Source organism: uncultured Tenacibaculum sp., assembly GCF_947504135.1.
Taxonomy (GTDB): domain Bacteria; phylum Bacteroidota; class Bacteroidia; order Flavobacteriales; family Flavobacteriaceae; genus Polaribacter.
The window spans coordinates 463,164-482,435 of record NZ_CANNGG010000002.1; the positions used below are offsets into that span (position 1 = coordinate 463,164).

The window sequence follows — 19,272 nt, forward strand, 5'->3', positions numbered from 1 at the left end:
ACCTTCGTACTACTTCATAAAAAGAGATAGTAATATCATAATTCAATGAGTAAAGAAGAGTTAGCTATAAAAACCACCTATTTTAGTATTCTTAGCAATACTAGTTTAGCAATTATAAAGGGATTAGCAGGTGTTTTTGGGAACTCATACGCATTAATAGCAGATGCAATTGAATCTACTACTGATATATTTTCTTCTATTTTGGTGTTATTAGGATTAAAATATGCGAAAAGACCTGCCGATAAGAATCACCCATACGGACACGGAAAAATAGAACCTTTAATTACCTTTGTTGTAGTAGCCTTTTTGGTAACTTCGGCTACAATTATTGCCTATGAAAGTATACAGAACATCCAAACTCCACATAAAACTCCTAAACCATGGACGTTACTCGTTTTAGGAGCAATTATCATTTGGAAAGAAATATCCTTTCAAATTGTAATTAGAAAAAGTAAAGAGACTAACAGTTCTTCCTTAAAAGCAGATGCATGGCACCATAGAAGTGATGCAATCACTTCTGTAATGGCGTTTATAGGAATTTCAATAGCACTTATTTTTAAAGAAGGTTATGAAACAGCTGACGATTGGGCAGCTTTATTAGCCTCTTTCTTTATTTTATACAATAGTTACCTGATTTTTAGACCAGCCTTAGGTGAGATAATGGATGAGCATGTGTATGACGATTTAATAGAAGATATAAGAGAAAAATCGTTGGAAGTAGAAGGTGTTTTAGGAACAGAAAAGTGCTTTGTTCGTAAAGCAGGAATGAGGTATCATGTAGATTTACACGCTATTGTAGATGGCTCCATTACAGTAAAAGAAGGACATTATATTGCCCATAAATTGAAAGATTATTTAAGAAAACAATTTCCAGATTTAGGTCATGTTTTAATTCATGTAGAGCCTAATGCGTAGTAATCATTAAAATTAAGAAGCATGCAAACAGTATTAGGAGTTAATGGACAAATAGCTGGAGAATTAACGAGAGAATTGTATAAAAACTATACAAAGAGTATTAGGTTAGTTAGTAGAAACCCTAAGAAAATACATGAGACTGATGAGCTTTTTTCTGCTAATTTATTAGAGGCTAATACAACTGAAAAAGCAGTAGAAGGAAGTGAAATAGCATACCTTAAAGTTGGACTTCCAATGAATTCTCAAATGTGGGAAGATCAATTTGAGATAATGATGAAAAACGTTATTGAAGCTTGTAAAAAACATCATTGTAAATTGGTCTTTTTTGACAATACCTATATGTATGCAAAAACAAGTGAAGCTCAAACAGAAGAAAGTCAATTTGTACCAATAGGAAGAAAATCAGTTGTAAGAGCAAAAATGGCTGAAATGCTATTTAAATAAATTAACAATAAAACTATTGAAGCCGTTATTTGTAGGGCTCCTGAGTTTTATGGACCTAATAAAACACACAGTATTACCAATACGTTGATTTTTGATAATATTCAGCAAAAGAAAAAATTAAAAGTCCGCCTTAAAAGATACTACTAAAAGAACTTTAATTTGGACACCAGATGCTAGTAGAGCCATAGCTTTGATAGGTAATACACTAGAAATATATAATCAAACTTGCATTTACCTTGTAATGATAGTAGACCTACATATAAAGAATTGATTGAAATAGCATCAGAAGTTTTTAAACAAGACTTTACGTACACAGTGGTAAAATTTATTTAATAAGCAAATAAATAAATTACAAAAACTATTGCCTAGGTACAAATATGATAATATATTTATTTCAGATAAGTTTAAAACAAAGTTTCCAGATTTTAAGATTACGACTTTTAAAGAAGGAATAGAGATAATAAGTAAGAGCAAATAGGTATAAATCTTATGTAAAATAAAAAGCTTTAAACATTATGTTTAAAGCTTTTTATTTTGAGGTATTTTATTACCCGTTAGTTTAACTTAAAAGTAATAGGTATATAGTATTCTACATTTGCTGATTTTCCATCATGTTTAGCAGGAATAAAGGTAGGTAAATTAGCTACCATTTTTTTAGCCTCTTGTTCTAATAACTGTCCATTTTGAGGTCCTTTCATTTTAATATTAGTTACATCACCGTTTTTATCTATAATAAAACGAACCCAAACTCGACCTTCTATATTTTGCTCAGCAGCTCCAGCAGGATAGTTAAAGTTTCTTTGAATATGACTAATCATTCTTTCATTAAAACAGTTTAATTTTTGCATATCAGCCACCTTAGTACAAGCTTTAAATTGAGGTATACTTTGCACTTCAGCAAACTTTACAAAATCTGTAATTTCTTTTTCTTTAACAACTTTAGAAGTGTTGGCTACTGAAGTTCTGTTTACTTTAGAAGTATTAGTATTTGAAGCACCAGGAGCTTTAAAAGTAATAGGAACACCGTATTTTACTTTTACATTCTTTCCGTTGTGTTTACCTGGAATAAATTTAGGAAGGTTATTAATAATTCTACTAGCTTCCTTTTCTAAAGATTCTCCTCCTTCAGGACCACGCATTAATATGCTTTCTACATTTCCTTGCTCATTAATTGTAAACTGAACTAAAACCCTTCCTTGAATGCCAGCATCTAACGCTTCTTTAGGGTAGTTAAAGTTTTTAATAATGTGTTTGGTCATATTAGTTTCAAAACATTTTGCTTGTTTTATTAAAGGCACATTATTACATTTTTCAAATAATGGAATCTCTTCAACTAAGTTAAAAGGGATTTTTTCAATTGTAGAAGAGTTGTCTTCGAGCTCTAATTTTCCAACCAACAAAGTATTCTTTTTAATATCAGCTACTTTTTGAGAAGAATTAATTCCTCCTATAGCGGATACAGCTTCTTTGTTTTTACGTACCACGCGTCTTCTGGTTGATACTTCAATAGATAATTGTTTTCCTGCACCATTATCGGTGTCTTCAATTGCACATTTAGTTATGCTGTTAGGATCAGCTACCGTTTCGTCAGGAGTGGTACATACTTCTTGACCTACAACTGCTAAAGAAAGTAACATAGCAGCTACTACTGAGGGGAGTTTTTTCATCATTGTGCTCTATTTTAAGGGTTTGGTAGGTTAATTTAATATTAACTAACGCTGTAAATTTAACAAAAAAAAAGTAAATACAAAATTATTTTGTATTTACTGGTTAAGAGCAAGATAATTTTAACTAGAAAAGATAAGTTTATCTTTTAGGAACTTTAAAAATTATGGGTAAGGCGTATTTTATATTAACGGCTTTCCCTTTATGAGTTCCTGGAATAAATTTAGGAAGAGTAGAAATTAATCTATTAGCTTCTTCTTCTAATATTTCACTATTTTCAGGTCCTTTTTCTTTAATATCAAATACATTACCTTCTTTATCAATTGTAAATTGTACAAGTACTTTTCCTTCAATTTTTTTCGAAATAGCTTCTTTAGGATAATCAAAATTTCTTACAATATGTTGAACCATTTCTTTTTCAAAACATTTTGATTGTTGCAGGATAGGTTTTCTTTTACAATCTTTAAATAAAGGAATTTGTTCTACAAGATGAAAAGGAACCTTTTCAATTGAAGTAAGAATGTCTTCTTCTAAGTTTAGTTTTTCAACAAGAAGTTTTTTATTTTCAAGTTTATTTATGTCATTAGGATTCGTAGAGATTGTGTTAACTTTTCTTAATTTTCTATGTCTACGTCTAGTAGAAATTTCTTTAATTTCTTCAGATTCTAGAGCTTCTTTTACATCGTTAATAGAGCATTTTGTAATGCTGATGGTATTAAGATCTTGAACTTCATCTTTAGGAGTTTCACACTTCTCTTGAGAGTAAGAAAGAGAAATTAAGAAAAATAAGCAAACATTAAAAAAAAGCTTCATGTTAGGTTTTATAAGGGGTTTGGACTGCAAAAATAAAATTATATAACATTAAATTAACTTGTTGAAATGTTAATTTAATATTAAGTTTATAGGAAATGAATAAGTGACATTTACAGGTATTCCTTTTTCTTTACCAGCTGAAAATTGAGGAAGTTTATTTATAATCCTACTAATCTCATTTGTAATAATTTCACTTGGTTTTGAACTAACTACTTGAATATTTTTAGGGTTGCCATAAATATCAATTGTAAATTGAATTAAAATTCTACCATGTATACCTTCTTGAGAAAAAACTTCAGGATAATAATTTTTTGAAAAATGTTTTTGCATGCTGTCTTTAAAACATTTTTTAGCTTTTTGTTTCGTGCTATTTTCACAACTAGGAAATAAAGGAACTTCCTCTACAACTGAAAATAACACTTCTTTTGTTTGTGATTTTAAGGTGTTCTTTAGAGTTAGGTCACTATTAGTTGTTATAATAGTTACATTAGATTTAGCACTAAGATTAGATTGATTTTCTTGAATTTGTTTTCTAACTTTTTTAATTCTATTTCTAGCTGCCAATGTTCTAGTGTTTTTTTGAGGTAATTTTTGTGATTTATCAGTAATATCACATTTGTCAATGCTAATAATATTTAAATCAATTGTGTTTTCTTCAGGAGTAGTGCAAACTTCTTGAGCAAAAATTGTTAAACTAAATAAGCAAGAGAATAATAGGGATAGTGTAGTTTTCATAAATTTTAAGAGGTTGTTTGGTGTTGTAAAAATCATTTTTTTCTACCTGACACCTCTTAAGGAATTATGATAAATCTATTAAATAAAGCTTTTTTAAATGTTATGAATATTAATTAAATATTAAGTAGAATTGATGTATAAAAAAAGCCTCCACAAACTATGAAGGCTTTATTTAAAATATAATATGTTGTAAATTATTATTTTACATTCATTAACTCAACATCAAAGATTAAAGTTGCGTTTGGAGGAATTACACCACCAGCACCTTGTGCACCATATGCTAAGTCAGATGGAATTACTAAACGAGCTTTGTCGCCCACTTTTAATAACTGAATACCTTCATCCCAACCAGGAATTACCTGACCAACACCAATAGCAAAATCGATAGGTTGTTTACGCTTATATGATGAATCAAATACAGTTCCATCTAATAACTGACCTTTATAGTGTACAGAAACCATAGCTCCTTTAGTAGCTTGTTTTCCGTCTCCGTTTTGTAAGATCTTATAACGTAAACCACTTGGAGTTTCATCGTATCCTGCAGCTACTTGATCTAATAATTCTTTTTGTTTAGCTTTTGCTTCAGCTTCACGTTTTTCACGAGCTCCTTCAAAAGTTCTAAAAGCTTCTACAGCATTAAAAGCTTCAGCATCATTACCAACACGAATAATTTCAACATCCATAGTATCGTCTTGAGCAATTGCATCAACAACGTCTTGTCCTTCAACAACACTACCAAAAACAGTGTGTTTACCGTCTAACCAAGGAGTAGCAACGTGTGTAATAAAGAATTGAGAACCGTTTGTTCCAGGTCCTGCGTTTGCCATAGATAATTTTCCAGGAGCATCGTGCTTTAATTCAGGGTGAATTTCGTCATCAAATTTATAACCAGGGTTTCCTGTTCCTGTTCCTTGAGGACATCCTCCTTGAATCATAAAATCAGCAATTACACGGTGGAATTTTAATCCGTTATAATAAGGAGTTCCTTGTGGTTTCGCTGAGTTTTCTAAATTTCCTTCTGCTAAAGCAACAAAGTTACCTACAGTTCCAGGAGTTTTTTCATATTCCAAGTTTACTAAAATATCACCTTTGGGAGTGGTGAACTTTGCATAAATTCCGTTATCCATTTTTCTCTTGTTTATTTATATATGTATGATTCTAGTGTCCAAAATTTAAGGGAAAAAAGAATCTTTTTATTAAAATAGCTAAATCATTGTTTTTCTTAGCAATGACAAAGTTAATTTTTTACAGATAAAGTTGAAAGGTTAAAGCTTAAACCTATGTTAATATTGTTAGAGTTAACATTTCCAAAAGGAGAGTAATATCTACCTCCAGATGCAATTATAGAAACCTGATTTACGATATCATAACTCAATCCAAGAGTAGGACGAATAATGATTCCTTCGTCAGTATCTACACCAGCACCTCCGCCAGCTCCTGCCATAACTTCTATAAATCCACGCATTTTGTTGTTAAAAAAATACGGACTATATATACCACCACCGACTAATCCATGAGCATATCCACCTGAACGACCGTCATATGCAAAACCAGCTTCTCCAGCAATATATAATGAATGATTTAAATCATAGTTAACTTTAAAGCCAATTAATTGTAAGTCAATTTCAGTAGCGTCGTAAATATCATCTGTTTTAGCAACATCAAAATAACTTTGATTTTGAACTTCAAAACGCAACCCTCTTGTAAGATAAGTACTGCTCTCTTCTGAAGATGTTCCGCCGTTTAATCCGAAGTACTTTAAACCAAATCCGAAAGTATAGGCTTCTAAATCACCAGCAATGGCACGATAATATCCACCATGGCCACTAATGGCAATGTTTTTAAATAGTTTTAAGTCAATTCCTGCAGAAGGGTAGATCATTAACCCACCTTCAGGAGCCACACGACCACCAGCAGCACCGATACCTAATTTTCCGAAGATATTAATGTACTTCGATTGATATGGGTGATATCCTGCACCTACAAATAGATCCATAAAACCAGCACGTAAGCCTCTATAAATAGCATCTGTATGTGCGAATAAGAAGGTGTTTTCGTTCAAATATTTTTGATATTCAAAACCTAATACATAAAGTATTTCATTTAACTCATCACCATTATCTTTTTTTGATTTTCCAATAGGTTTAAAGAAATCAAAACGAATTTGTTGTGCATTTTTAACAACTGGTTTGCTCCAAAAACTATCAGGCGAAAGGTTTTTTGCAACAAATTTTTGATGCGATTTGTCATAATCAGTAAAACGTAAAATACTAGGTATTTCTACAAAGAAAGAAACGGAATTACTTTTAATTTCTCCTGATAAAAAGTTAACATGACTGTATTGTATTCCGAAGGAGTAATCGTTCTTTTTGTACTGTAATCCGATATTCGGATTGATAAAACCGCCATCGTTTACCAAGTAACGATATCCACCGCCGCCGCCAAAATGGAAGTTAGCATCAATATATAAATTTTTGTATAGTTGTTTATTTATTCCTAATTCAGCACCTAAGGTAAATAATCCTCCTTGGTCTCCTGTTACTGCAAAATGAAATCCAGCACCTCCGTATAACCAGTTATTAATAGGGATTTGATAGTGCAAACCAGTCAAACCCATGGTTGGTTTTAAATCAGGAAACTTATCCGAAGGCATTTCAACAGGAATAAAATTCAAACGAACTTTATTGTGTAACTCTTTTCCTTGTAAATTAGATAAATCATCTTGACCGTATGCCAGAAAAGAGACAAAAGAGAATAAAAAAGAAGCGATATAGTTTTTTTTAGAACTCACTAGTGAAATGTAATTTTACCGTAGGATATTTACTTTGTGTCATTTGAATTGTAAACGGAGAATCAGCTAAAAATACTAACTGACCTTGTTTATCTTTAGCTAAATAACGTTGTTTTACACGTTTAAATTCTTTGAATTCTTCATTTTTAGGATCTTCTGGTTCTACCCAACAAGCTTTGTGCACTGCAATATTTTCATACGAACATTTAGCTCCATATTCATGTTCTAAACGATACTGAATAACTTCGTACTGAAGTGCTCCCACAGTTCCTACAATTCTACGTCCATTCATTTCCATTGTAAATAACTGTGCAACTCCTTCATCCATTAACTGATCTAAACCTTTGTAAAGTTGTTTAGCTTTCATTGGGTCGGCATTGTTTACATAGCGGAAATGTTCTGGAGAGAAACTAGGAATTCCTTTAAAATTTAATTGTTCTCCTTCTGTTAATGTATCTCCAATTTTGAAGTTTCCTGTGTCGTGTAAACCAACAATATCACCCGGGAAAGACTCTTCAACAATTTCTTTTTTCTCAGCAAAAAAAGCATTCGGACTAGAGAATTTTACTTTTTTACCGTTACGAACGTGTAAGTAAGGAGTGTTTCTTTTAAAAGTTCCTGATACAATCTTTACGAAAGCTAAACGATCACGGTGTTTAGGATCCATATTTGCATGAATCTTAAACACAAATCCTGTTAACTTTTCCTCTTTAGAGTCTACCAAACGTTCCTCAGCTTTTTTTGGCTGTGGATTTGGAGCAATATCAATAAAGCAATCTAATAACTCTTTTACTCCAAAATTATTTAAAGCAGAACCAAAGAAAACAGGCTGTAAATTTCCATTAACATAAGCTTCTTGGTCAAAGTCTGGATATACTTCACTTACTAACTCCAATTCTTCACGAAGTGTATTTGCAGAATTCTCCCCAACAATTTTATCTAGTTCAGGATTTTCGATGTCGTCAAATTCAACACCTTCAGAAATTGTTTGTTTATTGTCCCCAGAAAAAATGTTTAATTTCTTTTCCCAAATATTATAGATTCCCTTGAAATCGTATCCCATTCCGATAGGGAAGCTTAACGGAGTTACTTTTAAACCTAGTTTTTGCTCAACTTCATCTAATAAATCAAAAGCATCTTTACCTTCACGGTCTAATTTATTGATAAAAACAATCATCGGGATTTTACGCATACGACAAACCTCTACTAACTTTTCGGTTTGTTCCTCAACCCCTTTTGCAACATCAATAACTACAATAACACTATCAACTGCAGTTAACGTTCTAAAGGTATCTTCAGCAAAATCCTTGTGACCAGGGGTATCAAGAATATTGATTTTTTTGTCTTTATAAATGAAAGCTAATACAGAGGTAGCAACAGAGATACCACGTTGGCGCTCAATCTCCATAAAATCAGAAGTAGCTCCTTTTTTTATTTTATTATTTTTTACCGCACCAGCTTCTTGAATTGCTCCACCAAAAAGTAATAATTTTTCAGTTAAGGTGGTTTTACCAGCATCTGGGTGTGATATAATTCCGAATGTACGTCTCTTCTGTATTTCTTCTAAAAAACTCATCTATAAATTTTAAGGTTGCAAAGATACATTTTAAAGCGAACTGTTCAAAAGGTTTTAATTGTTGAACTGGTCTCAATTTCGTAAGTTTGCTTTTCGTAAATTTTCTAGATGAAAGAGCAAGTAATTTTAGTTGATCAGCAAGATAATCCGATAGGATTAATGGAAAAAATTGAAGCACATGAAAAAGCTTTACTACACAGGGCATTTTCGGTATTTGTTTTTAATGATAAAAATGAATTGATGTTACAACAACGTGCTGCTGAAAAATATCACTCCCCTTTGTTATGGACAAATACTTGTTGTTCACACCAAAGAGATGGAGAATCGAACATTGAAGCTGGGAAACGTAGATTAAAAGAAGAAATGGGGTTTTCATGTGAATTAGAAGAACTATTTTCTTTCATTTACAAAGCTCCGTTTGATAATGGGTTAACGGAACATGAATACGATCATGTAATGATTGGTACATTTAACGACGAACCTATTGTAAACCCTGAAGAAGTGGCGTCATATAAATGGATGCCTTTAGAAGAGGTGAAAAATGATATAGAAAATCATCCAGAAGAATATACAGCTTGGTTTAAAATAATTTTTAAAGAATCTTACGATAAAATATCTAAGTATATTTAATTATGCCCAAAGTAACAGTTCATAGAAAAGCACATTTTAATGCTGCCCATAGATTATTTAACCCTAAATGGTCTGATGAGAAAAATTACGAAGTTTTTGGTAAGTGTAGTAATCCTAATTACCATGGTCATAATTATGAATTAATTGTTTCATTAACTGGTGAAATAGACCAAGAAACAGGATATGTATATGATTTAGGTAAGTTAAAAGACTTAATTAAGTTAAAAGTAGAAGACGCTTTAGATCATAGAAACTTAAATATTGAAGTAGAGGAGTTTAAGACTGTTAATCCTACAGTAGAAAATATATCAGTGGTAATTTATAATAAGTTACGTGTAAGTATTCCTGAAAAACTAGACTTAGAAGTTACATTATACGAAACTCCAAGAAACTACGTAACTTATAGAGGTGCATAATCTATGATAAACCAATTACTACGATTTACTCCAATTTTAAAACAAAAAATTTGGGGAGGGAAAAAACTCAACCAACTACTTCATAAAAATTCAGATGGATCCAATATAGGAGAGAGTTGGGAAATTTCTGATGTTGATGGAGATGAATCAATCGTTAGTAATGGTAATCTTAAAGGAAGAACATTAAGAAGTCTTTTAAAAGAGTATAAGCACGACTTAGTCGGAAATTATGTTTATAAAACTTTTGGAGAACAATTTCCTCTACTAATAAAGTTTATAGATGCTAAAGAGGTTTTAAGTATTCAAGTACACCCAGATGATGATTTAGCAGGACTTCAAGAGTCTTTTGGGAAGACAGAGATGTGGTATGTAATGCAAGCTGATAATGAAGCTAACATTATTATAGGATTCAAAGAAAACTCAAATAAAGAAGAATATATACATCACCTCAATAATAAGACTCTCTTAAGTATTTTAAATGTAGATAAAGTATCCAAAGGAGATGTTTATTTTGTGCCACCAGGAAGAGTACACGCTATTGGTGCTGGTTTACTGATTGCTGAAATTCAACAAACTTCAGATATTACTTATCGTATTTATGATTGGGATAGGAAAGATATTGATGGTAATTACAGAGAGTTACATACAGAAAAAGCACTAGAAGCTATTGATTTCTCAGCAAAGAATTCTTACAAAACAACTTATAAGAAACAAAAGAATGTAGCAAATCAAGTAGTTACATGTCCGTATTTTACAACGAATATACTTCCAGTAAAAGGAAAGAAAGAAATTTATTTATCTAAAAAAGATAGCTTTATAATTTACATGTGTGTAGAAGGAGAAGTGACATTTTTTTACGAAAATCAACAAGAAATAGTAGGAAAGGGAGAAACTATTTTGATACCAGCATGCATTGATAAAGTAGAAATTGTATCAGAAAACTCTTCAGAATTACTAGAAACCTATATTCAATAAAAAATAAGCTTAAGGTAGTACTACCCTAAGCTTATAACAAACCAGACTAACTTAATAATGGATTGATTTTAGAATCATCCAAATCATTAAGAAGCTTCTTTCACAGTATAGCTAAATACAGCTTTACAGATAATATCTTGTTTCTTTTCTTCTTTTTTTGATACTGTTATGTTTAAAACAACTTCAGTAGTACTCAATTTTTTTACGTTGTTTTTAATGATAAGTTTATCATTTAAATAAGCATTTTCTAGAAGATCAAAATCAATGCTTTTAAAACTCAAATTAGAAGAGTTTTTGTGTAAACTAAGTGAAGATTGAAGGTTAGACTCAATCTTGTCAAATAAGATAGAAGTCTTTAATACTTTGTTTTTGCTAACTTGTTTTTTGCTAACAACAAACTGATTTTTTATGTCTTGTGTACTATTTAATGATTTCATGATAATTATGGATTAAGTATTAGTAATTCAGGATCTCTGTAAAATGGGTTCTGTACTGAGTACATTACAGTTGAGGCTACGTGTTTTCTAATTGAATTTCGGTACTTAAAAGTGTTCATAATGATTAAAATTTAAAATATTAATAAATAAAAAAAGGTGCTTTTTGTAAAAAGCACCTTTGTAAGTTTATAGTAAAAATTGATTATTTAAAATCGATGTTTAAGCTTATTGTTTTGGGTGCTTTTGGTTACATATACGAATTGTTTACGCATGTGGGCTGTATACGAAATCGAATTGACCGTGTTAAAAATAAACGTATATGTGCGTAAAAGCGCCTTCATGATGTTCCAAAAGTAGTGAAACTTTTTAAAGATTACACAAAACAGCGAATTATTTACTGTTAAAATTTTGTAAATCTACTAGTTGTAAAGGTTCAGATAGCGTAGTTTAAATATGTATCTTTGATGTATAATTTTATTAGTTATGAATAACATTAAAGTAATATCTTTTGATGCTGATGACACACTTTGGGTAAACGAAACCTATTTTCGTGATGCCGAAGATGATTTCGCAAAACTGTTGTCAGATTATGAAACTGAAAACAAAATCCATCAAGAATTATTTAAAAAAGAAATAGAAAACCTTAAAATTTACGGGTATGGTGTAAAAGGTTTTATGCTATCAATGGTTGAGTGTGCTTTAGAAATTTCTAACTATAAAATAGCTCCGAAAACTATGGAAGGAATTCTTGAAATAGGAAAAGAGATGCTAGAAAAGCCTATAGAATTACTAGATGGAGTAGAAGAAGTATTAGAAGAATTACACGGGAAGTATAAGTTAATTGTAGCTACCAAAGGTGATTTGTTAGATCAAGAACGCAAGTTGGCTAAATCAGGAATTTTAAAATATTTTCACCATACAGAAGTAATGAGTGAAAAGAAAAAAGCCGATTATAAAAAATTAGTAAAACGATTAGATATTAATCCGTCAGAGTTTTTAATGATAGGAAATTCATTAAAATCAGACGTATTACCTTTAATAGAAATTGGAGCAACAGCAATCCATGTTCCGTTTCATACAACATGGGCACACGAAGAAGTGAGTGAAGAACAAAAATCAGATGATTACAAAACAGTATCTAGTATTACAGATGTTTTAAAGTTTTTATAGATGAAGTATTTAGATATAGAAAACTGGAACAGAAAAGAGCTTTTTGAACATTTTAGAACTATGGCAGATCCAACTTTTGGATTGGTAGCCGATCTAGAAGTATCTAAAACGTATCAATCAGCTAAAGAAAAAGGAGAATCATTTTTTGTTAGATACTTACATGCCTGTATGAAAGCTATAAATTCAGTTGAGAATTTAAAATATAGGATAGAAGATGGTAAAATTGTTATTTATGATGTAATCAATGCATCAACAACAATTGCAAGAGCAGATACAACATTTGCTTTTTCTTATTTTGATTATTCAGAAGATTTCAAAACTTTTAATCAAAATTATATAGAAGAAAAAGAACGAATACAAAACACAGCAGATTTATTACCTCCAAGATATTCACTAGGTTGTATACATTCTTCGGCAATTCCTTGGGTTAGTTTTACAGGACATAAAGAGCCTTTCTCTGGTAATAAGGATAATAGCGTTCCTCAGTTGGCGTTTGGAAAGATTAAAGAAGAAAATGGTAGAAAGCTACTACCAGTAGCGATTAACGTAAATCATGCTTTAGTAGATGGATACCATGTTGGACAGTTTTTTGAAAAATTTCAGAAAGAATTAGATAAAATCGATTAATTTCGCATCAAAATTTATAATTATGGCAAGCGTAAAAAATTTAAAAAAAGATATTAACTATACATTAGGAGACATTATAAGTATATGTCAAATCGCTACAGAGTTAAACCCTGAAGTTAAAAAAGCTGAAGCTGATGCTGTTGTTGATGAGGTTATTGTAACTTTTGATGATTTAATAGCAAAAGTAAATGCAAAGAATGTTGAAAATAAAAAGGCTCATTACAAATCAGTAAGTGCTGAATTAGAGACTAGAGCAAACGCTTTAATAGAGAAAGTAAACAACTTATAAGAGGTTATTATAAGTGATGAATTTTGAAAGCGAGACAAGGGTCTCGCTTTTTTTTTTGAGAAATTTTAACACCTCTAAAGAATATAATTTCGTAAATTACGTTCAGATATAAATCAACTTTAACCCCAATAATAATATGGCAAGAGCTATGTATGAGTACACGAAAACTGTGCTTCAAAAGGTTAGTTTTAACGCAGATTTGTTTTGTAAAGAGCTAGAAAAAGCTTTAGGGAGATTACTTCCTTATGAAATAGATGAGCTAACCATTTGGCTAAAACAATTTACAGCTAATAAACCTGATTTATACGTTTGTTTAGCTTTAGTAGATAAAAAGTAAAAAGGGAGGCAAAATTGCCTCCCTTTTTATTTTTTTGATTCTTTGTTTTCACCTTTAAGCTTTCTTATAAGTTTGCGGTGGAATTCGTATTCGGCAACTTCAAGACGAAGTATTTTCTTGTAAGGTAGAATTTTAATAAGTTTAGAATAAAACTCATTTTTTGTTTCGTATTGTTCTTTAGAAACCGCGTTGATTCTTTCGATTATTTGTTTAGATTCACTTTCAGATAAATTATCGATACCGCCATCGGCCATAATTCTTTTTTTAATACTGCGTCGTTCTTCTCTGTGCAGTTGCATCATTTCTTTGTCGTACACATTGTATAAAGGCCAAAATTTTTCGGCTTCTTTTTCCGTTAAATCTAACTTTTCAGTAAGAAAAGCTACTTTGAATGCATGAATTTTTTCTGAATCTCCTTTTTTTGTTTGAGCTTGAGTAACCAAGCTGCTTAAGAGTAAAAAAAAGAATAAAAGTATATTTTTTCTCATCTTATTCTATATCGTTTAAGGGTGTTGTAGTATCAAGTATATAATTTTCTAGGCTTTCATCGCTAATAGAAGCAAATAGATCTTCTTCAATATCAGAAGTATTTATAGCTGCAGCTAATTCTTCTGTATAGGTTTCTCCATATCCATTTTCATACCAAGACTCAATATCAGTAATGGTAATATCATCAAAAGTTGTTTTTTGAGTATTGAAATAATTAATTCCAATAAAAAGCAAAATAGAAGCTGCTGCTGCTATTGGTATGTATTGTAAAAATCGTTCTTTAAGCGAAATAATTTTTACTTCTTTATTTTTTTCAGAAGTTAATCTTTCAAAAATAGAATTGTCTAAACTTTGAAAATATTTGGTAGGAGTTGCATATGCTTTTTCTTTTGGTAAACTATCTACAAAGTTGATAGAAGAAAGGTTTTTTTCTACTTCTTGAAAATAATTTTCAGGAGTAGAAAAACCAGTATTCTTACCTACTTTTTGGTTTAAAAAATCTATTGTATGTTTTAACTCTTTGTTCATTACTTTAGTAAGACTATGTTTTAGTTAAAAGGTTTAATTATAGTTTTTTATATATTTCTCAATTTTTTTGACAGCTATATGATATGATGCTTTTAAAGCGCCTACCGAGGTTTCTAAAACATCAGAAATCTCTTCATATTTCATTTCTTCAAAATACTTCATATTAAAGACTAACTGTTGTTTTTGAGGTAACGTTGCGATTGCTTTTTGTAAAATTAGTTGTACTTCGTCACCAGTGAATAACAAATCACTGTCTAGGCTTGAAACTAACTGTTGTTGATAGTTATTAATATCAATGTTTTTTTCTTTCGCCTTTTTATTGATGAAAGTTATAGCTTCATTGGTTGCAATTCGATACATCCAAGAGTATAGTTTACTATCTCTTTTAAAATTATCAATATTTTTAAAAACTTTTATGAAAGTATTTTGTAAAACATCATCAGCATCATCGTGAGAAATCACAATCTTTCGGATATGCCAATACAATCGCTCTTTATATTGCGATAGTAGGTGCTTAAAAGCAGTCTCTTTTGTTTTAGACTGCTGCAATTGATCTATAAGAGTAATTTCGTCAATCAACTAAAGTAGTTTAGCTGTTAGACTTTAAAGATAGTAAAAGGTTTAAAAAGGTAACTAATTCGCTTAATCTTTTCTTTTAGTACAACCAAATAAACGTTTCTCTTTAATGGTTTCAGACACACCTTTAGGAAGCATTTCTTCCCATCCATCTTCTCCGTTTTTAATCATTTGTAGTACTTTTCTAGAAAAAATATGTAAGATTTCAGGGTCAAAATCTTTAATGTCGATAAGTCTACCATTATTTTTAAAGAACTTGTACAGCTCTTTCATTCTCGGATGTACCTTTAAATTTTCACTGGTTATAAACTCTCCTGTTTCCTCATCCTTGTATGGATACATATAGACCTTAAGGTCGCGATAAAATAGTTTACCAAAAGCTTCAAGGATACCACCACTTAAATCACGATAATATTTTTCATCAAAAATTTGAATAAGGTTATATACTCCCATGGCTAACCCCATACGTTCTTTAGTAAATTCACTAAAGTATTCTACTAATTTAAAATATTCTTGATAGTTTGTAATCATTACATTCAAACCTAAAGAACATAGTAACTCGGCCCTGTCTAGGAAATCACGTTCGTTAATTTCTCCTTCAGCACGAAGGTTACTTAGTGTAATTTCAAAAATTATTTTTGTTTTTTTAGGGTCTACTTTTTTCTCTTCGAAGAATAATTGTTTAGAGCGTTCAAACATATCCATGTTAACTTTAGTAACAGGACGGTAACTACCACGTAGAGCTAAAATATTCTTCTTGTAAAGTACTTGAGCAGGTAGCATATTGTTTCCGTCAGGACCAAACATTACTGCATTAGTCATACCGTTTTTAACAAGTTGTAAACTCATTAAACGATTGTCTACGTACATAAATCGAGGTCCAGAGAAATTAATCATGTCAATTTCTAAGCGATCCTTATCAATATTGTCATAAAAAGATTTTAATAAATCTTTTGGATTGTCATTTAAATAGTAAGCCCCGTAAATTAAATTTACACCTAAAACTCCTAATGTTTCCTGTTGTTGACGAGCGTCAGTTTCTTTGAAACGAAGGTGTAAAACAATTTCATTATAATCCTCTAAAGGGTCCAATTGGAAACGAATTCCAACCCAACCATGACCTTTAAACTTTTTGGAGAAGTTAATGGTTGCTACAGTATTGGCATAACTAAAAAAAAGTTTATCAGGATGTTTTTGTCGGGTAAGACGTTCCTCAATTAAGTCCATTTCATGTTTTAACATCTTCTTTAATCGAGGTTCCGTAACATAACGGTTGTCTTTTTCTATACCATAAATGGCATCAGAGAAATCTTTATCATACGCACTCATTGCTTTTGCGATGGTTCCTGAAGCACCACCAGCTCTAAAAAAGTTACGAACAGTTTCTTGACCAGCACCAATTTCAGCGAAAGTTCCATATATATGAGCGTTTAAATTAATTTTTAACGCTTTCATTGTCGTAGTTGGTACCGTATTTATTTTTTGATCTCCTTTTAACGTAATTGCCATTTTTTAGTTTTTAGTTACGTGTTACAAATGTACTGAAATTAGGAAAGAACAGACAATTTTTGTCGTACTTTTGTAGTAGAAATGAAGGAAAAAAAACAATTAAAAATTACTTTTTTAGGAACAGGAACTTCTACGGGAGTTCCGATGATTGCAAGTAAACATCCAGTAGCTTTATCTAGAAATCCGAGAGATAAAAGGTTACGTTCTTCTATCTTAGTATCTTGGGACGAGTTCAATTATGTAATTGACTGCGGTCCTGATTTTCGTCAGCAAATGATAAGAGAAGAAGTAGCATCTATTAACGGAATTTTATTTACTCACGAACATGCAGATCACATTGCGGGGTTGGATGAAATTCGTCCGTATTGTTTCCAAATGGGAGCTGTTCCAATTTATTTATTAGAACGAGTTTTAAATGTTTTAAAAAAGCGTTATGATTATGTTTTTGCGACAGAAAACCGATATCCAAGTGCACCAAGTGTGGCTCCAACTGTTATTTCACATAAAAAAAGTTTTGAGTTAGACGGAGTAAAGGTAACTCCAATTGAAGTAATGCATGGTAACTTACCAATTCTTGGATACCGTTTTAATAACGTAGCATATATAACCGATATTAAAACTATTTCTGAAGAAGAGAAAGAAAAACTAAATGATTTAGATGTTTTAATTGTTACAGGTTTGCGAAGAGAGCCTCATAAGACACATTTTAACTTAGAAGAATCGTTAAGTTTTATAGAAGAGATTAAACCCAAGAAAGCATATCTAACCCATATTAGTGAGCTTTTAGGATTACATGATGAGGTTGAGAAAGAGTTGCCTGAAAATGTGTTCTTGGCTTACGACGGATTAAAAGTTTAGTATTAAAAATATCAATACTACAATTAATATAAATTACTTAAAGTAATTGATGTTTTTAAAATAGCTTCTTATTTTTACTTTAAATTTTACAGCATGAAAATTATTATATCACCAGCAAAATCGTTAGACTTTGAAAGCAAAGCTACTACTGATGTATATACACAACCTAGGTTTTTAGAGCAATCTGAAAAACTGAATAAGAAGTTAAGAACATTGTCAAGAAAAAAATTAAGCGAGTTAATGAAGATTTCTGATGATTTGGCAAGTTTAAATTATGATAGAAATCAAGATTGGCAACCTCCTTTTTCTTTAGATAATGCAAAACAAGCAGTGTTTGCATTTACAGGTGAAGTGTATAGAGGTATTGATGCTAATTCAATTTCAGAAGATAAGATTCCTGTTTTACAAAACAAGTTGAGAATTTTATCAGGGCTGTATGGTTTATTAAAGCCTTTAGATTTAATTCAACCATATCGTTTAGAAATGGGGACTAAGTTAAAAGTAGGAAGAAGAGAAAACTTATATAAGTTTTGGGATACTACATTAGCAGAGTCACTTAATGAAGAGTTAGAAGATGGTGAGTTGTTAATCAACTTGGCAAGTACAGAGTATTTTAAAGCACTTCCTAAGAAAACATTAAAAGTGCCTATGATAACTCCAGTATTTAAAGATTTTAAAAATGGACAGTATAAAACGATTATGACTTTTGCTAAAAAAGCGAGGGGATTAATGGTACGTTACATTATAGACAATAATGTAGAAACTTTAGAAGAGTTAAAAGGTTTTGATATTGAAGGGTATGGTTTTTCTGAAGAAATGTCTACCGAAACTGAATTAGTATTTACAAGATAAATGAAACGAAAAAAAGTTGCTATTCTTTTTCTTTTAAGTTGTTTACTAGTTGTTACTTCTATTTATGTTTCAAACAAAGTAATAATTAAAAACGCAGAAGAAAAACTATTTAATACTACAGAAACAATACCTAAAAATAAAGTAGGATTGTTATTAGGTACGGTAAAGTATTTATCTGATGGTAGGGTGAATTTGTACTATCAATTTAGATTGAATGCTGCTGTGGAGTTATACAAAGCTAAAAAAATTGATTTTATTTTAGTAAGTGGCGATAATGGCTCCGAAGGATATGATGAACCAACCGATTTTAAAAATGATTTGATTAAAGCGGGAATTCCTGAAGATAAAATCTATTTAGATTATGCTGGTTTTAGAACGTTAGATTCGGTAGTAAGAATTAAAGAAATTTTCGGGCAGACTTCAGTTACTATCATATCTCAGCAGTTTCATAATGAAAGAGCTTTATACTTAGCATATCATTTTGAGATTGATGCGATAGCCTTTAATGCTAAAGGAGTTTCAGGAAAAAAAGCAATAAAAGTCCAGCTAAGAGAATACTTAGCTAGAGTAAAAGTTTTTGTTGATATATTTTTTAATATAAAACCTAAATTTTTAGGAGAACCAATAGAGATAAAATAGT

The 19,272-nt window shown here is 30.9% G+C and carries 23 protein-coding genes; 12 read left to right on the top strand and 11 right to left on the bottom strand.

The annotated features are described in order from the left end of the window. The first annotated feature begins 45 nt into the window (after positions 1 to 45). The gene (locus Q0663_RS05545; RefSeq protein WP_299007689.1) at positions 46 to 915 is read left to right on the top strand and encodes a cation diffusion facilitator family transporter; all 870 of its coding nucleotides are present in this window, start codon (positions 46 to 48) and stop codon (positions 913 to 915) included. Positions 916 to 936: 21 nt separating this feature from the next. Then, complete coding sequence (locus Q0663_RS12660; protein WP_367171431.1) at positions 937 to 1,359, top strand: NAD(P)H-binding protein; 423 nt, start codon at positions 937 to 939, stop codon at positions 1,357 to 1,359. Between the two features lie 554 nt (positions 1,360 to 1,913). On the opposite strand, the gene Q0663_RS05555 is transcribed toward Q0663_RS12660, so the two are convergent. The 6 genes from Q0663_RS05555 to Q0663_RS05580 all read right to left on the bottom strand — a co-directional run bounded on the left by Q0663_RS05555 (position 1,914) and on the right by Q0663_RS05580 (position 8,939). After that, on the bottom strand, positions 1,914 to 3,029 hold the full coding sequence (locus Q0663_RS05555; RefSeq protein ID WP_299007691.1) for an energy transducer TonB: 1,116 nt from the start codon (positions 3,027 to 3,029) through the stop codon (positions 1,914 to 1,916). Positions 3,030 to 3,165: 136 nt separating this feature from the next. Next, positions 3,166 to 3,837 (bottom strand): energy transducer TonB, encoded by a 672-nt coding sequence (locus tag Q0663_RS05560; protein ID WP_299007693.1) that lies wholly within the window; start codon positions 3,835 to 3,837, stop codon positions 3,166 to 3,168. 69 nt (positions 3,838 to 3,906) lie between these two features. Next, the gene (locus Q0663_RS05565; RefSeq protein WP_299007694.1) at positions 3,907 to 4,572 is read right to left on the bottom strand and encodes an energy transducer TonB; all 666 of its coding nucleotides are present in this window, start codon (positions 4,570 to 4,572) and stop codon (positions 3,907 to 3,909) included. A 197-nt stretch (positions 4,573 to 4,769) separates the two neighbouring features. Next, positions 4,770 to 5,699, bottom strand: coding sequence for a peptidylprolyl isomerase (locus tag Q0663_RS05570; protein WP_299007696.1), 930 nt, complete (start codon positions 5,697 to 5,699; stop codon positions 4,770 to 4,772). A gap of 110 nt (positions 5,700 to 5,809) precedes the next feature. Then, positions 5,810 to 7,363 carry a hypothetical protein gene (locus tag Q0663_RS05575; RefSeq protein WP_299007698.1) on the bottom strand — a complete coding sequence of 518 codons (1,554 nt, stop codon included), beginning with the start codon at positions 7,361 to 7,363 and terminating at the stop codon, positions 5,810 to 5,812. Further along, positions 7,353 to 8,939 (bottom strand): peptide chain release factor 3, encoded by a 1,587-nt coding sequence (locus Q0663_RS05580; protein ID WP_299007701.1) that lies wholly within the window; start codon positions 8,937 to 8,939, stop codon positions 7,353 to 7,355. Before Q0663_RS05580 ends, Q0663_RS05575 begins: the two co-directional genes overlap by 11 nt. A gap of 108 nt (positions 8,940 to 9,047) precedes the next feature. Here Q0663_RS05580 and idi point away from each other — a divergent pair, with 108 nt between their 5' ends. The 3 genes from idi to Q0663_RS05595 are packed head-to-tail and all read left to right on the top strand — an operon-like array spanning position 9,048 to position 10,960. After that, on the top strand, positions 9,048 to 9,569 hold the full coding sequence (gene idi, locus Q0663_RS05585; RefSeq protein WP_299007702.1) for an isopentenyl-diphosphate Delta-isomerase: 522 nt from the start codon (positions 9,048 to 9,050) through the stop codon (positions 9,567 to 9,569). 2 nt (positions 9,570 to 9,571) lie between these two features. After that, complete coding sequence (locus tag Q0663_RS05590; protein WP_299007704.1) at positions 9,572 to 9,985, top strand: 6-carboxytetrahydropterin synthase; 414 nt, start codon at positions 9,572 to 9,574, stop codon at positions 9,983 to 9,985. A gap of 3 nt (positions 9,986 to 9,988) precedes the next feature. Next, positions 9,989 to 10,960 carry a type I phosphomannose isomerase catalytic subunit gene (locus Q0663_RS05595; RefSeq protein WP_299007705.1) on the top strand — a complete coding sequence of 324 codons (972 nt, stop codon included), beginning with the start codon at positions 9,989 to 9,991 and terminating at the stop codon, positions 10,958 to 10,960. An 86-nt stretch (positions 10,961 to 11,046) separates the two neighbouring features. Here the strand turns inward: Q0663_RS05595 and Q0663_RS05600 are convergent, their stop codons facing one another. Further along, positions 11,047 to 11,397 carry a hypothetical protein gene (locus Q0663_RS05600; RefSeq protein WP_299007706.1) on the bottom strand — a complete coding sequence of 117 codons (351 nt, stop codon included), beginning with the start codon at positions 11,395 to 11,397 and terminating at the stop codon, positions 11,047 to 11,049. A gap of 483 nt (positions 11,398 to 11,880) precedes the next feature. Here Q0663_RS05600 and Q0663_RS05605 point away from each other — a divergent pair, with 483 nt between their 5' ends. The 4 genes from Q0663_RS05605 to Q0663_RS05620 all read left to right on the top strand — a co-directional run bounded on the left by Q0663_RS05605 (position 11,881) and on the right by Q0663_RS05620 (position 13,820). Beyond that, entirely contained in the window at positions 11,881 to 12,567 is a 687-nt protein-coding gene (locus Q0663_RS05605) for an HAD family hydrolase (RefSeq protein WP_299007708.1), read from the top strand. After that, positions 12,568 to 13,194, top strand: a complete 627-nt coding sequence (locus Q0663_RS05610) for a chloramphenicol acetyltransferase (RefSeq protein ID WP_299007710.1) — start codon at positions 12,568 to 12,570, stop codon at positions 13,192 to 13,194. 22 nt (positions 13,195 to 13,216) lie between these two features. Then, positions 13,217 to 13,483: a hypothetical protein gene (locus Q0663_RS05615; protein WP_299007713.1), complete on the top strand. Its 267-nt coding sequence runs from the start codon at positions 13,217 to 13,219 to the stop codon at positions 13,481 to 13,483. Positions 13,484 to 13,619: 136 nt separating this feature from the next. Next, positions 13,620 to 13,820 carry a hypothetical protein gene (locus Q0663_RS05620; protein ID WP_299007716.1) on the top strand — a complete coding sequence of 67 codons (201 nt, stop codon included), beginning with the start codon at positions 13,620 to 13,622 and terminating at the stop codon, positions 13,818 to 13,820. Positions 13,821 to 13,846: 26 nt separating this feature from the next. Here the strand turns inward: Q0663_RS05620 and Q0663_RS05625 are convergent, their stop codons facing one another. The 4 genes from Q0663_RS05625 to Q0663_RS05640 form a co-directional block, all read right to left on the bottom strand. Beyond that, positions 13,847 to 14,308: a sensor of ECF-type sigma factor gene (locus Q0663_RS05625; protein ID WP_299007719.1), complete on the bottom strand. Its 462-nt coding sequence runs from the start codon at positions 14,306 to 14,308 to the stop codon at positions 13,847 to 13,849. 1 nt (position 14,309) lies between these two features. Continuing rightward, positions 14,310 to 14,837 (bottom strand): hypothetical protein, encoded by a 528-nt coding sequence (locus Q0663_RS05630; protein WP_299007721.1) that lies wholly within the window; start codon positions 14,835 to 14,837, stop codon positions 14,310 to 14,312. Positions 14,838 to 14,870: 33 nt separating this feature from the next. Continuing rightward, positions 14,871 to 15,416 carry an RNA polymerase sigma factor gene (locus tag Q0663_RS05635; RefSeq protein WP_299007724.1) on the bottom strand — a complete coding sequence of 182 codons (546 nt, stop codon included), beginning with the start codon at positions 15,414 to 15,416 and terminating at the stop codon, positions 14,871 to 14,873. Between the two features lie 63 nt (positions 15,417 to 15,479). Continuing rightward, positions 15,480 to 16,922 (bottom strand): TonB-dependent receptor, encoded by a 1,443-nt coding sequence (locus tag Q0663_RS05640; protein ID WP_299007727.1) that lies wholly within the window; start codon positions 16,920 to 16,922, stop codon positions 15,480 to 15,482. An 81-nt stretch (positions 16,923 to 17,003) separates the two neighbouring features. Between Q0663_RS05640 and Q0663_RS05645 the strand changes: the two genes are divergently transcribed. The 3 genes from Q0663_RS05645 (at position 17,004) to Q0663_RS05655 (ending at position 19,271) form a co-directional block, all read left to right on the top strand. Continuing rightward, the gene (locus Q0663_RS05645; protein WP_299007730.1) at positions 17,004 to 17,780 is read left to right on the top strand and encodes an MBL fold metallo-hydrolase; all 777 of its coding nucleotides are present in this window, start codon (positions 17,004 to 17,006) and stop codon (positions 17,778 to 17,780) included. 93 nt (positions 17,781 to 17,873) lie between these two features. After that, positions 17,874 to 18,632: a peroxide stress protein YaaA gene (yaaA, locus tag Q0663_RS05650; RefSeq protein ID WP_299007733.1), complete on the top strand. Its 759-nt coding sequence runs from the start codon at positions 17,874 to 17,876 to the stop codon at positions 18,630 to 18,632. Next, complete coding sequence (locus Q0663_RS05655) at positions 18,633 to 19,271, top strand: ElyC/SanA/YdcF family protein (protein WP_299007738.1); 639 nt, start codon at positions 18,633 to 18,635, stop codon at positions 19,269 to 19,271. It begins immediately after the preceding gene. Position 19,272: the final 1 nt, after the last annotated feature.